This window comes from Psychrobacter sp. Rd 27.2 (assembly GCF_001921755.1).
Lineage (GTDB): Bacteria > Pseudomonadota > Gammaproteobacteria > Pseudomonadales > Moraxellaceae > Psychrobacter > Psychrobacter celer.
The window spans coordinates 488514-502536 of sequence record NZ_MRYB01000001.1 but is presented as its reverse complement, the minus strand read 5'-3'; the positions used below and the strand labels follow the sequence as shown (position 1 = coordinate 502536).

General features: G+C 48.5%; 9 protein-coding genes and 2 tRNA genes. 6 read left to right on the top strand and 5 right to left on the bottom strand.

Annotated elements, in window-relative coordinates; all coding sequences use genetic code 11:
• Positions 1 to 61: 61 nt before the first annotated feature.
• The 3 genes from BTV99_RS02105 to msrB form a co-directional block, all read right to left on the bottom strand.
• A tRNA-Asp gene (locus BTV99_RS02105) sits at positions 62 to 138 on the bottom strand.
• Between the two features lie 49 nt (positions 139 to 187).
• Positions 188 to 263: transfer RNA gene (locus BTV99_RS02100), tRNA-Val, on the bottom strand.
• A gap of 605 nt (positions 264 to 868) precedes the next feature.
• The gene (gene msrB / locus BTV99_RS02090; protein ID WP_075100672.1) at positions 869 to 1294 is read right to left on the bottom strand and encodes a peptide-methionine (R)-S-oxide reductase MsrB; all 426 of its coding nucleotides are present in this window, start codon (positions 1292 to 1294) and stop codon (positions 869 to 871) included.
• 516 nt (positions 1295 to 1810) lie between these two features.
• Between msrB and BTV99_RS02085 the strand changes: the two genes are divergently transcribed.
• The gene (locus BTV99_RS02085) at positions 1811 to 3454 is read left to right on the top strand and encodes an aminotransferase class I/II-fold pyridoxal phosphate-dependent enzyme (protein ID WP_075100671.1); all 1644 of its coding nucleotides are present in this window, start codon (positions 1811 to 1813) and stop codon (positions 3452 to 3454) included.
• Positions 3455 to 3624: 170 nt separating this feature from the next.
• Here the strand turns inward: BTV99_RS02085 and BTV99_RS02080 are convergent, their stop codons facing one another.
• Positions 3625 to 5232: an inorganic phosphate transporter gene (locus BTV99_RS02080; protein ID WP_075100670.1), complete on the bottom strand. Its 1608-nt coding sequence runs from the start codon at positions 5230 to 5232 to the stop codon at positions 3625 to 3627.
• Between the two features lie 416 nt (positions 5233 to 5648).
• Entirely contained in the window at positions 5649 to 7310 is a 1662-nt protein-coding gene (locus BTV99_RS02075) for an ATPase (RefSeq protein WP_075100669.1), read from the bottom strand.
• Positions 7311 to 7826: 516 nt separating this feature from the next.
• On the opposite strand from BTV99_RS02075, the gene BTV99_RS02070 reads away from it, so the two are divergent.
• From BTV99_RS02070 to BTV99_RS02050, 5 genes are all read left to right on the top strand, one after another.
• On the top strand, positions 7827 to 8540 hold the full coding sequence (locus BTV99_RS02070) for a hypothetical protein (protein ID WP_075100668.1): 714 nt from the start codon (positions 7827 to 7829) through the stop codon (positions 8538 to 8540).
• 74 nt (positions 8541 to 8614) lie between these two features.
• Positions 8615 to 9697 carry a bifunctional demethylmenaquinone methyltransferase/2-methoxy-6-polyprenyl-1,4-benzoquinol methylase UbiE gene (gene ubiE / locus BTV99_RS02065; protein WP_243456207.1) on the top strand — a complete coding sequence of 361 codons (1083 nt, stop codon included), beginning with the start codon at positions 8615 to 8617 and terminating at the stop codon, positions 9695 to 9697.
• Positions 9698 to 9875: 178 nt separating this feature from the next.
• The gene (locus BTV99_RS02060; RefSeq protein WP_075100667.1) at positions 9876 to 10580 is read left to right on the top strand and encodes an SCP2 domain-containing protein; all 705 of its coding nucleotides are present in this window, start codon (positions 9876 to 9878) and stop codon (positions 10578 to 10580) included.
• 83 nt (positions 10581 to 10663) lie between these two features.
• Positions 10664 to 12316, top strand: a complete 1653-nt coding sequence (locus BTV99_RS02055; protein WP_075100666.1) for an AarF/ABC1/UbiB kinase family protein — start codon at positions 10664 to 10666, stop codon at positions 12314 to 12316.
• A 267-nt stretch (positions 12317 to 12583) separates the two neighbouring features.
• Positions 12584 to 14020: an FAD-binding oxidoreductase gene (locus BTV99_RS02050; RefSeq protein WP_075100665.1), complete on the top strand. Its 1437-nt coding sequence runs from the start codon at positions 12584 to 12586 to the stop codon at positions 14018 to 14020.
• Positions 14021 to 14023: the final 3 nt, after the last annotated feature.

Sequence of the window (14023 nt, the reverse complement as noted above, 5' to 3'; positions counted from 1 at the left end):
AACTATAAATAGTTTGAGGCGAAACTTGCTTAAACTTGAAAGTCTAAATTCGTTTTAAATATGGCGCAGCGGACGGGACTCGAACCCGCGACCCCCGGCGTGACAGGCCGGTATTCTAACCAACTGAACTACCGCTGCTTAGGTCGTCTTAGCATCTTGCCTTTATAAAAGCCCACTTGCTAATAAGTGGTGGGTGATGACAGGCTCGAACTGCCGACATTCTGCGTGTAAGGCAGACGCTCTACCAACTGAGCTAATCACCCTGATAAGCGTTAAAAATTGCACTGCAACTTTATCTTCGCAAGAGAATTTTCCTTAAAGGGAAGATTCTAACAGAAGCTGACTGACTAAAGCCGCGCTCTGTGGGTGTGTATTATATAGATTTACACATGGCTGTCAAACGGTATTTTGCCTTTTTTTCATAATTTTCTTTTATTTTTAAAAAACAATCAGCAAACCTATGTTTTTATTAATTTTATATTTTTTAAAATTTACAGATATTTCTAATATTGACGCATTCTGGATGCACAGCTTGGCTCGCTATCCCATGTTATAGTGAGTTCAGTATAAAAACGATACAGTGGGACTGGGATAAATTTTACGCAGCCTCTGTCGGCGCAGGCACAGCACGCAAGGAAAATTTATACCAGTTCCACGTTGACATATAATATATCTGTTTTATTGAGAATCGACTATATCTATGAAAAACCTGACCTTTATACTGCGGACACAGCCCCTCTAACCCTTCAAACTGCGGGGTAAATCGGCACTTGCTGGCCGCATTGACGACCAGCAAGACTTTTTTATAATCAAAAAAATGCGTGCGCGATGCCATTCATACGCTCTGCGGTAAAATCATACAAGCAGGTTACTTTGCAGATTTATCCAAATCAATAGAGACCGAGTTGATACAGTAGCGCATACCTGTCGTCTCACGCGGTCCATCAGGGAACACATGACCCAAGTGCGCGCCGCAGTTACTACAGGTCACCTCGGTACGGCGCATACCTAATGAGTTGTCTTCATGCTCATCGATAGCGGCATTGTCGATACCTTGATCAAAGCTTGGCCAGCCGCAGCCTGCATCAAACTTGTTGTCAGCCTCGAATAACTTTGCACCGCAGCCTTTACAGCGGTAGATACCTTCGTCATTGACATCATTATAAACGCCAGTAAACGGACGCTCCGTGCCTTTTTCGCGCATCACATGATACTCTTCGCTACTCAAACGCTCGCGCCAGTCAGCATCGGTCAATTGACTGATTTCTTCTTTGCTAAGTTGGTTGTCTTGCATGATTTATCCTTATTTATCGATTTTGTCTGATTTTTTGTGATTAATCGCTATAACATTATCTTGCTATAAAACTACCGAAATACAGAGCCAGTTAAGCCCATGATAATAACAACGATGCTGTGTATTTGTTGATACAACCAGCATTATTCAAGGTGTCTACTATAAGAATATCATTCTACCTCTCAAGTCTGATGAGCACTGTAATAAAAATGATAAGAAAGCAGCGCTTCTCCCTTTGGCAATTTATGAGCGTCTTATATAGTCAAATTGGTTAGGCGAATTGGTCATGCTTTAAAAACCGGATAGCTTGGCAAAAGCTACAGATATACTCAGGGCACCGCTTAAAGATATATTTTGCAAGTTATTCTTGCATTGTAAAATAAGCCAATAGATACGGCTTGCATTGATAGATAAAATGCAATAATATCTTGCATTGGCGTTAAACATTTATGCGTCGCAATCACAGATTTACTGATGCGTAAGACTCGCACTACCACATATATAGGCTTAAACGTAATGGCTGATAACAATAAAAAGAGCACTCAGGCTGAGCGACTGGTGCAGCTGCGCCGTGATAAAGGGCTGACCGCCGAGCAGTTAGCCCAAGCGATGACTGCCGCTGGCGCTAAGGTCAGTCGCGGCGCTATCTCTAACTGGGAGCGTGGCACCAACGGTATCGTCTCATCCAAGCTGCCGACATTGGCACGTATTTTGGGCTGTAGCGAAGGATATTTGCTGCGCGGTGAGAGTGCAGCCGATACGGAGCTGCCACGCCCTAGCAGCGCCCCTGAGCTAGCGATAGCTCAAACCAGTGGCCAACATCGCGCGTTAGACGAGCATATCAGTCAATCCCAAAAACCAATCAGCCAAGCTGATGCAGCCATGACACAAGCTCCTTTACCAACCAACCAGACAAGCGATCCCTTTATGAATACAATAAAAAAGTCTGACAAATTACAAAACGTCTGCTACGACATTCGTGGCCCCCTACTTCAGACTGCCAATAAAATGGAAGCAGAAGGCAAACGTATTTTGAAGCTCAACGTTGGCAACCCTGCGCCCTTCGGTCTAGAGGCTCCGCATGAGATTTTGCGCGACGTATCAATGAACCTGCCAGAGGCGACTGGTTACTCAGACTCGCAAGGGATTTTTTCGGCGCGAAAGGCCGTGCTGCAATATTATCAATCAAAAGGACTCCTCTCTGCCGTCGATGTGCGCGACGTCTATCTGGGCAACGGCGTGTCTGAGCTGATTGTGATGACCATGCAGGCGCTGATGAATGATGGAGATGAAGTACTGATTCCGATGCCAGACTATCCACTGTGGACGGCCGCGGCAAATCTGGCTGGTGGCACCGCTGTCCATTATCGCTGTAATGAAGACGATAACTGGCACCCAGATATCGAAGACATCAAATCTAAAATCACGCCCAAAACCAAAGGCATCGTCGTGATCAACCCCAACAACCCCACAGGGGCGCTCTACAGCGACGAGCTGCTACGACAGATTATTGAAGTGGCCAAAGCGCATAATCTGATTATCATGGCTGATGAGATTTATGATCGTATTCTGTATGATGATACCGTGCATACACCGATGAGCACCTTGACGGATGACGTACTGGTACTCTCCTATAATGGTCTCTCAAAGTCGCACCGTATCGCAGGCTTTCGTGCCGGCTGGATGCTGGTTTCAGGGCAAAAGCAGCACGCCGCCGACTTTATCGAAGGCTTAGATATGCTGGCGTCCATGCGCTTGTGCTCCAATGTCCAAGGCCAGTACGCGATTCAAACGGCGATGGGCGGCTACCAGAGCATGAAAGAGCTGACCTCAAAGACGGGACGCTTGTACAAGCAGCGTGAAATGGCCGTCACTCGCCTCAACGCCATTAAAGGTATTTCTTGCACCATGCCGCAGGGCGCGTTTTATTGTTTTCCCAAAATGGACCCTGAGGTTTACCCTATCGAAGACGACATGGCCTTTATGATGGATCTACTGGTAGAAGAAAATGTCCTGATGGTACAAGGCACCGGGTTTAACTGGGACAAACCTGACCACTTCCGCTTGGTTTTTTTGCCCAATATCCATGATCTAGAAAACGCCATGGATCGCTTGGATCGCTTTTTCGCCAAAAAACGTCAGCAGTTTGGTACGGATTAGTCCCATCCACTATCTGTGACTGAGCGCTAAGATAGGATAGGTTCTACATTTATAAAAAAACGCTTATCGGCATTAGGCTGATAAGCGTTTTTTATGAGAGTGTGCTCGTGTACAACACTGGCCACCTATCTGCATGCGTATCTTTGCACGATGGTTGCCGCTTTTGTTGGTTAAAAGATATTTTTTAGAACCACATAGCTTATCGCAGACATCGTAGCAGCAGCTGGCAAAGTGACAACCCACGCCAGACCAATTGGCTTCATCAGCGCCCAGTTGGTGTCTCTGTTGACAATACCAATCCCCAATACCGCACCGACCAACGTATGCGTACTCGATACTGGCAAGCCCATGGTCGAGGCGCCCATCACGACGGCAGCGGCGGCCAACTCTGCCGAAAAGCCAGAAGCGGGATGCATTTTTGCTAAATTGGTACCGACAGTTTGAATAACTTCCTTACCAATAAACCAAAGACCGACGATCAGCGCCACCCCAAACGTCAACATCACCGCTGGTGGCACTGCCGCTTGTGAGGCAATCTCATTGGTGCGGATGACATCCATAATGGCCGCAAACGGGCCGACGGCGTTGGCAATGTCGTTTGAGCCATGACTAAAGGCAAAAGCGGAGGCCGTAAATACTTGCATCCAGCTAAACATAATAAAGGTCGCTTTGGTCAAATCCTCTTTGTGCTTACCGCGGATACTTTTGGTGTAGATAAAGGTGGCCAACCAGACCAGAGCAGCAATCATGCCCATGATCAAAAAACCTTGTAGCGTCGTCAGGCTATTATTGACGTTTTTAAGACCTTTAAACACCACCAAAGACGTCATAATCGCGCCGCCAAGCGCGGCAATCATCGGCACCCATTGCTTGAGTGCTTTTAGCGTATCTAGACTGCTACGCTCATTTTCGATCTCATACAGCTTTTTGTAATAGTCCGTTTCTAAATCTTCGACGACACAATCATCATCTTTGTAGATTTCTTGATCGCGCAGCATCGCTGAGGTATAAGCCAGCTGCTCCGACTCGGTCAGACGCTCCAGATACTCTTTATGATTTTGTTTTAAGACTTTTTTACTGGCTTTTAATTCACCAATATGAGCCTCGGTTCTATCGTTATACTCGATGATGTTTTTCTTGATTTGACCGTACAATATATAGGCCAAGATACCACCCAATAGAGGCGATAACACCCATGAGATGGCAATGGTGCCAACCGTGCCCCAATCGACTGTCGAGAGTGCCGTCGCGCTGCCACCCAAATCAAAGCCCAACACGATAGAGCTACCAACTACCCCGCCGATGATAGAGTGCGTGGTCGATACTGGCAGGCCTTTGCGCGTGGCAAACAACAGCCAGAATGCGGCCGCAACCAAAGCTGAGAGCATGACGTAAATGAACTGGTTGGGCGTGACGGTCAGACCATCTAAGTCTACGATGCCTTTGCGGATGGTGTCCGTCACTTCCCCGCCTGCCAGCACTGCGCCGGATACTTCAAATATCGCGGCAACCCCGAGCGCTTGCGGGATGGTCAACGTCCCTGCGCCCACCGAGGTGCCAAAGGAGTTGGCAACATCGTTACCACCGATATTAAATGCCATAAAGACACCAAAAGCGGTGGCGACAATAAATAGCGTCGTTTGTTGACGCATTGTGTAATCTAGACCCCACCATAAAAAGTAGGCGGTCATCGCAATCAGTAAAATGGCAAAAAATAGATTTATTCTCATAGAGCCGACTGATTTGGCGGGCCCTGTAGAGCTGCTGCTAATACCCATACGTTGATACGTCCTGCGTAAGCTGATTGAAATTATATGCGATTAAAGACAAGCGTGCCGAAGGTAAAACCCTTAATGCAACATGTCACAAAGCCGCAAGGGATATTGCTCAATCGTCTGATTACAGCATCTTGCGGCTTAGATTTTTGTGATGATAATGTTAGTACTTGATAACTGCTAATTATGATAAGCGTTGTCAGAGCTGTGATGGTCGGTGTATTACCAAAGGCACCAATACAGGTCACAAGACTCTATTTGCTACGTTTTGTTGGGTGTAGCAAGAAACGTTACGCGCCTATTATATTCAATATAAGCACATAATGCATGATGATATTACAAGATTTGTAACTGCTCATGGTTAGGGCAGATGATACCGTGTTTACCTGCACCATTATACGCTTATTTACGCCATACGCCTATAGCGACGATAGTTGTTCGATGGCATGATCCAAGACTTGCAGGCGCGCTTGGCGCTTTTCGTTGGTGGCAATGACGCACCATGATGCCTTGTCTGTGTCTGTGTCTGTGTCTGTGTCTGTCCGTGCCAGCATATCAGCGGCCGCCTGTACATACCTCTCCCACTTATCGCGATTGCGCCAATCATCCTCCGTCAGCTTATACTGCTTGTGCGGTGTCTGCCGGCGTGCCTCAAAGCGCTGTAGCTGCTCTTTTTTGTCGATGGCCAGCCAGTATTTTATCACCAGCGTGCCCGCATCAGCTAGGTCGGCCTCAAAACGGTTGATTTCATCATAGGCACGCTGCCATGCCGCCGCGTCAGCAAAGCCTTCGATACGCTCAACCAACACTCGCCCGTACCAAGTCCGGTCAAAGATAGCAATACGACTGATGCGGTCAGTGTGCTCGTTGGGCAGTTTATACCAAAAGCGCCACAAATAAGGATGCTGCAGCTCATGAAGCATCGGTGCCCCGATATTATAGACCTGATACTCGCGCGGATCGAGCGGCGCTACTAGCCTTTTGATCGCCCCGCCCTTGCCAGCGGCATCCATGCCTTCAAAAGCAAAGACAACATGCCGACCGTTGCGCGCACGCAGTAGCGCAGCCAAATGCGCTTGCTTGGCCGCCAGCGCCTCTTTATAGTCAGACTTGTCTATTTTTGTGCTGGTGATTTCTTGTAGCTGATTGGGAATGGCGACTGGCACGAAGGTGCTGGGATGAGACTTTGTCTTAGTATCATCCCTCGTCTTGCTACTTGCCAGCGCTTCTTGCATGGCGTGCAGCACCTCATGACAAAAATGATCGGCGGCAGCAGACTTGTCTTCCCCATCGATGATGACCCAGTCTGGTTGTTGTCTAAGCAGCGCGGTTGCCACCTCATTGAAGGTATCGACCACTTGTCTGTCGTGCCAGTCCATTTGATACAAAAACTGTGGGTCTGCTATTTTGTCAGTCAGGCGTTTTTGCAACGTATCGACATCGACATGAAACCAGCACTTAAGCAGTCGCGTTTGGTTGGCCGCCAAATCCTGCTCAAAAGCAGTTAATTTCGCCAGCTGCTGCTGTAGATAGTCTTGCCACTTGGTCGTCATACGAGACATCAAAGATGCCGGCTCATCGTCTTGTCTGTTTTGACTCCTTGTCCCAGCGACTATTTCAGTAGTGTCTTTTGCGCGGGTCATACGCATGACGTCGTACAGCAGGTCAGCATACCAATTCCCAAAATACACCATCACGTCACCGTGACGTGGCAACACGTTGGTATGCGTTTGCCAAATCGGCTGATAATCCAGTGGGCAGTCGCCAACGGTCGCCTCGACTTTTAGTAGCCGCGGATCTACCCAGCCTCTTAACTGCTTGACTGCGGTGCCTTTACCGGCTTGCTCCATCCCGTTGACCAGTACCAGCAGCCCTGTGGCTTTGTCATGGGTAGGCGGGCTTTGTTGCCGCGTTGCCCGCAGGGCGTATTGCGCCGTGACCAACGCCAGTCGCAGGGCATCTTTGTCCATAGAAAACTGGCTGAGCGGATTGGGTTTGAGACGCTGACTGATGACTTGTTTATCAGCTGGCGTGCGTCCAGCTGGTGCACTCTGCTCTGCGGCATGGTTATTTTTTGACATCACATCCTCCGTCCTAATTGGCTTTTTATAGGCTCATCCAATGCTGATTCATTGCATCAATCTTGCAAATTTTTGAGCCATTTTTATACTAGCACTCAGCCAATAGACTAAATAACGTTGCTGTGTAACCATTTGGGTAACAGTTTGGCATTTGTATTCTGTTTTGTTTTCTTTTAAGGTGAACACTTTTTACGATACGTTCGTTTGCTACAGGTTGTCATTTAGAGATACGTAAGATATAGCTGCGTCTAAATAAATCAGATACATGGCTATAAAGCCGCTTCATAAAAAGTTGCACGTTGATATGAGCGTATCGATTTTATATTGAATTGGCCGTACTGCTTGTTGACCTTGTCTTTATAATGACGGTATTTTTATACGGTTTTTAAAATCTTTATAGCGTTTTAAAAACTATTTTGTGTACAAAACCATTAAAATATGTCATTGACAGACAGGTAACACCACGCCATTTATCAGCACTTTGATAATATTATTGATTTTATAGGATTGATTGCCATGGCCGCTTTAGCCAACTTACAACAACACTTGACCCGCTTTTGGGCGCTGCCCTACCATCAAGACGATGCCCTAAACAATAAACTAAAAGACGTACAGTCATGGCAACAAACGCGCATCAAACAAACGCACCATGAACTGTTTTCTCAGCCCAAAAACCAACTGATGGCTGAGTATTTTTTGACCCAGCTATATGGCGGCGATGAGTTTAAGCTACTGGCCAAACAGTTAGAGCGCATTTTACCCAAAGCGCAAAAGCTTGAGCGCTTGGCAAAAGAGTCGGCACTTGAGGCTGGCAGTATGGGCATTCAAGCGGCAATTTTGGCGATCGAGCTGGATTTGCATTTGGCGCAGTGGTTACTGGCCCAAGAGTTGCCAGTGACTGAAGACAATATGTTGGCCGCCTATCGTGCTGTCGATGAAGCAGAAGCACGCCGCGTCCAAATCGCCAATCTCAAAGATGTCTGTTATCGCACAGACAAGCATTTAAACTCATTTATGCTCAAAAAAGCCTTTGCCTTAGCCAAAGGCACAGCCTATCGCTATAATTTTCAGCCACTGTATGATTTCATTGACACAGGCTTTCAGGCCATGAAACCTCTCAAGAGTGTCAGTCATTTTATCGAGCCGTTTTGCCAGCAGGAACTTTTGATTATCGAGCAGGTGCATGCCGCGGATAATGACGGTAAGCCAATGAGGTTTGGTGTATCATAGACTGATAGTGTAGATTGGCTAATACCGACACGCCCTACCAAGAAAATCATAACAATAACGAATAGGACACCATGATGACCGACAGCACAGATAACGCCAACCGCGCCGCTAACACTCACGAGCCATCCAAGCAGGCCGAGCTGCAAGACAGTCTCGTCAAAGAAAGCATCCGTCATAATCAAGACATCACAGCGCAAGCACAAGCGCGGCAGACGGACGCCCAGCGCAGCCAGCACCATGACTTTACCCAAGTCCAAGACTTACCCACCGGAACCCCACAAGGTCAACAAACCACTATGCCTAATACGATCAATGACAGTGCCGACCCTAGCACTGCGCAAGCGCAAACTGCCAAGCAGACGCTATTTAATCAGCGCGATGACATCAACAACCCGCACACGCCTGAAACCGATGGCAATGAGCAGACACACTTTGGCTATAAGACAGTCAATAAAGCAGAAAAACAAGCACGTGTGGCTGATGTCTTTACTTCTGTTGCCAAAAAATATGACATCATGAACGACCTCATGTCATTTGGTATCCATCGTCTATGGAAGCGTTACGCGATTAGCTTATCAGGCGTGCGTGCCGGTCAGCAGGTACTCGATATCGCTGGCGGCACCGGCGACTTGGCCAAAGTGTTTAGCCGAGAAGTGGGTCGCAACGGCCATGTGGTACTATCAGACATCAACGCGGCCATGCTGGAGGTCGGCCGTGAGCGCCTGATCAATGCAGGCTGCAACAACGTAGACTTTGTATTGGCCAACGCTGAAACACTGGCACCGTTTGATGATGAAAGCTTTGATTTGGTGACCATCAGCTTTGGTCTACGCAACGTCACAGACAAAGACGCAGCGCTGCGAGCCATGTACCGCGTACTAAAGCCAGGTGGTCGCTTGTTGATTTTGGAGTTCTCAAAGCCCGTTTTTGAGCCACTGTCTAAAGCCTATGATCTGTATTCATTTACAGCGCTACCGATGATGGGCAAGCTGATTGCCAATGATTCTGAAAGTTACCAGTACTTAGCAGAGTCGATTCGTATGCATCCTGATCAGCAAACGCTAAAGCAAATGATGCAACAAGCTGGCTTTGAAAACTGTGATTATCACAATCTCACCGCCGGTATCGTCGCGGTACATCGCGGTTTTAAGGCGTAATATTGCTTAGTATTTAGCGTTTAGTATTTAGCACTTAGTATTTAGTGCTTAATGCTGCGTCTTTCATACTGCATGATAGGACAACGATAGTGATTATTGATCTGCCACACTCTGTAGTCGTTGATTATTATAAACTTAGCGCTGTTGTTAGGCGCTTCACCAAACACGCGAGAGCCTTATGCTGACTGTTTTACTTTTGGCTGGTGCCGAAAAGCTGATTAACCTTGCTATCGCTAGCGATGACATTACCAAAGCAGGATTGGCCCCGCTTGCTGGTAAAGTATTGCGTCTAGAGATGGCCGTGCCTGAGATTCATCTAGACGTGCTGTTTAGCCATGAGCGTTTGCGCTTTGAGCCTGTGACCACGGACAGTGTGTTTGAGCCAAGTGGCACTATAGATGAGCGGCAAAAAGCCAGTAGGCAGCGCGCGCGTATCGGTCACAGCCGACCAGATTGTACCATCACAGTCGACAATCCTGCCCAACTACTCAACCTGATGCGCGGTACTGAAGGCAACCTGCCTATCGCAGGCGACTATAAGGTACTCATGCAGCTAAAACAGCTGGTCGCAGGGTTTGACCCTGACGTGGCAGGACAGCTGGAGCCTTTCATCGGCAAGCCCATGGCCAGCCAATTACACCTGCTCATCTCTCAGCTAAAAAGCAGCTGGCGACATAGTGCCAAACGCGCATTTGATGATGTCAGCGATTGGGCCAATGATGTGGCAGGCAATGCTGCACCTGACCCCGCTGAGGTGGCAGAAGTCAATGACCTCAGGCAGCAGCTCCTCAAACTACGTGCTGATGTGGCGCGCGAAGAAGCGAGACTTGCGGCCATCAAAGAAGAGCAATCACGTTTTCTTAACAACTCGTTTCATCAGTAACTGGTCTGGGGCGTGTTGAATATTTAACAAACCCTAAGCACCGCGCTACCCTATTTTTGAATTTTTTAGAGTGCTTATTTCTCATGCTACTATCTCACCGCGCCCGTTTATTTGAGCTTTGGCGTATCGCCGCCACTTATCGCATCGATACGCACTTGTCTTTAGAAGAGATGCCGCAGTTACAGCCTATCGCGCGCTTGATTCGTCTACACCCTGCCGCGTGGGGCAAAAAACATCAGCCCAACGCCATCAAGTACGCCCTAGAAGACATGGGCACGCTGTTTTTAAAACTTGGCCAGCTACTCTCTACGCGCCGTGATCTGGTGCCACCCGAAATCATCGAGCAGTTGGTGCAGCTACAAGACAAAGTCAAACCCTTCGACGCTGACGTTGCCATTGCTCAGATTCAGCACCCAAAACACGGCCTCGGTCAACCGATCAACACATTGTTTTCCCGCTTTGATGTCAAGCCACTAGCGGCGGCATCTATCGCCCAAGTACACACCGCGGCCTTGCATGATGGTCGTGAAGTGGTGGTAAAGGTGGTACGGCCGGATATTCGCGCCACCATCGTCTCTGACTTTGAACTACTGCGCGAGCTGGCCGGCTGGGCATCGGCGCGTATCGAAGCGGCGCGCGCGGTACATATCATCGATATCGTCGAAGACTATCGCCAAGTGATGCTCAATGAGCTGGACTTGACCTTGGAGGCGGACAATACCACGCAGATGCGTAATAATTTCTTAGGCTCGGCACTCATGTATGTGCCTGAAGTTTATGATGCCGCCAAAAACGTCATGGTCATGGAGCGCATCCAAGGCGTTCCTATCTCGCAGGTCGAGGTATTCGATAAGCTGGGTTATGATCGTGCGACACTGGCAAAAAAAGGCTTAACGATATTTTTTACCCAAGTATTTCGCGATAACTTTTTTCATGCTGATATGCATCCGGGTAATGTCTTCGTTGAGACGCCACCTGTCAAAGATTTATACGATGATACGGCAAAGCTTGGGCATGAGCCGCGCTATATCGGCCTTGATTGTGCCATCATGGGTACACTGTCAAGAGACGATCAGCTGGTGGTGGCGCGGATGCTGCTGGCGGTGATGAATAACAATTTCACGGCCGTGGTAGATATTGTCAGCCGTGCAGGCTGGATACCACCTAACGCCGACAAGCATGCACTCATGCGTGACATGAAACGCACCGTCGGTCCGATGCTACAAAAATCCATTAACGACATCGATTTTGCTGGAGTATTGATGCAGATTTTGGATATCGCCCGTCGTCATCATATGAGTATTCCGCCACAGTTAATGCTACTGCTCAAAACCTTGGTACATGTCGAGGGACTGGGGCGCGACCTATATCCTGAGCTTGATATTTGGTCGCTTGCCAAGCCCATCCTTAGCGGCTGGATCAAAGAGCAGCTCGACCCTGTGCGCAACTTACAACAGCTGCGCCAACAGTTGCCAGAGCTGTTATTATCGACCACGGATATCCCAAAACTACTCGACCAAGGTTTACAAAGCCTTGCCACGCAAGGGTCGCGGCAAGACAGTCAGCTCAGAGAAATACAGCAAATCCGAGCGGATATGCTCAATGACCGTCGCCGCGACTGGTTGGCACTCTCAGGCTTTGCTATCTTTATTGCGATTGCCACGCAAGTCGGCTGGTTCGCGCCTGTCTTTTATCTATTGGCCATCGTCGTGGTTGTTTGGCGAGTGCTGGCCTAATTGCTCTTTTAGCGCTCGTTATGCCATTGGCGTATATTGTTTTAGGGCATCTCCTCATTTTAAAAATGGCGATAAAAATGAGATAAATTTTCGCCAAATAAGGAAAATAGCGCCGTTAATATCGAGATATTCGTCAGCTATTCGACACCGTTTGGCCAGATTTAGCCCATTTAGATAGCTATCGATTAGATTGAGGACACGCCCTAGTCTACATCCAAAAAATAAAAACACATGCTGTCTAACAAATCATATATGTAGGAGTCATCCATGTCTGCCCTATCCGCCTTACCCGCATCCGAGCCGTACGATAGCACTACGCCCGATCACAGTGCGGCCATAGCTGCGCTACAGATGCGCTTTGGCAAACAGCTGAGTGTCAATAAAGCGGTACGCGAGCAGCATGGTCATACCATGACATGGCTTGCCAACCAGCCACCCGATGCGGTGCTGACCGTGCAGGATAAACATGAGGTCGCCGCGGCTGTCGAGATTTGCAACCAGTATCAGATGCCAGTGATTGCTTTTGGTATAGGCTCATCCTTAGAAGGTCAGCTAAACGCGCCTTTTGGCGGGCTATGTATCGATATGTATGCGATGGATACAATCTTACAAGTCAATAATGAAGATCTGACCGTGACCGTACAGCCTGGCGTCACACGCGAGCAGCTCAATCACTACCTGCGCGATACGGGGCTGTTTTTTCCGATAGACCCAGGCGCTAATGCCAGTATCGGTGGCATGGTGGCCACTCGCGCCTCTGGCACCAACGCTGTGCGCTACGGCACTATGAAAGATGTGGTGCTCGCTCTAGAAGTCGTGACCGCCAACGGGGAGATCGTACGTACAGGCACACGCGCCAAAAAGTCGGCCGCTGGATACGATCTAACACGGCTTATGATCGGCTCAGAAGGGACGCTAGGCATTGTCACCGAAGTCACGCTCAAGCTGTTTGGTATTAGCGAATGTATTGCTAGTGGTATCTGCCACTTCCCAACGATTGAGGACGCTTGTCAGGCGGTGATGCTTACCATCCAGATGTGCTTGCCAGTTGCCCGTATTGAGCTACTCGATGCCATGCAAATCAAAGCCTGTAATCAATATGCCAATCTAGACCTGACTGAGACGCCAACTTTGTTTGTGGAGTTTCATGGCACGGACGCGGGCGTGGCTGAGCAAGCAACAATCTTTACTGACATCATCGAAGAGTTTGGCGGTAGCGATTTTGCGTGGGACACAGACGAGGCCGAACGTAAGCGTCTGTGGCAAGCGCGGCACAATGCCTATCATGCCAGCTCTGCCCTACGGCCTGAAGCCAGCGCCTTATCGACCGATGCTTGTGTACCTATTTCGCGCTTGGCAGAGTGCGTCAGCGCCACGGCAAAAGACATCGAGGCATCAGGAATGATTGGCCCTATCGTCGGACATGTGGGTGATGGCAACTTTCATGTTTTATTATTGGTCGATACCGATAACCCTGAGGAAATCGCTACTGCCGATGGCATCATTAGCCGCCTGGCCATGCGCGCCATCGAGATGGATGGTACGTGCACAGGTGAGCATGGTATTGGTCAAGGCAAGCAAAAATATATGCAACAGGAGCATGGTAATGCCTTAGTATTGATGCAAGCCATCAAATCAGCGCTCGACCCCAATAACATCCTTAATCCTGGAAAAATATGGCCAAAGACTGTGGTCGCAGATTAACAG

Excerpts from the sequence above, each read along its gene's own strand:
- BTV99_RS02070 (WP_075100668.1), top strand. The coding sequence starts at position 7,827 with ATGGCCGCTTTAGCCAACTTACAACAACACTTGACCCGCTTTTGGGCG.
- BTV99_RS02085 (WP_075100671.1), top strand. The coding sequence starts at position 1,811 with ATGGCTGATAACAATAAAAAGAGCACTCAGGCTGAGCGACTGGTGCAG.
- ubiE (WP_243456207.1), top strand. The coding sequence starts at position 8,615 with ATGACCGACAGCACAGATAACGCCAACCGCGCCGCTAACACTCACGAG.
- BTV99_RS02055 (WP_075100666.1), top strand. The coding sequence starts at position 10,664 with ATGCTACTATCTCACCGCGCCCGTTTATTTGAGCTTTGGCGTATCGCC.
- BTV99_RS02080 (WP_075100670.1), bottom strand. The coding sequence starts at position 5,232 with ATGGGTATTAGCAGCAGCTCTACAGGGCCCGCCAAATCAGTCGGCTCT.
- BTV99_RS02060 (WP_075100667.1), top strand. The coding sequence starts at position 9,876 with ATGCTGACTGTTTTACTTTTGGCTGGTGCCGAAAAGCTGATTAACCTT.
- BTV99_RS02050 (WP_075100665.1), top strand. The coding sequence starts at position 12,584 with ATGTCTGCCCTATCCGCCTTACCCGCATCCGAGCCGTACGATAGCACT.
- BTV99_RS02075 (WP_075100669.1), bottom strand. The coding sequence starts at position 7,310 with ATGTCAAAAAATAACCATGCCGCAGAGCAGAGTGCACCAGCTGGACGC.
- msrB (WP_075100672.1), bottom strand. The coding sequence starts at position 1,294 with ATGCAAGACAACCAACTTAGCAAAGAAGAAATCAGTCAATTGACCGAT.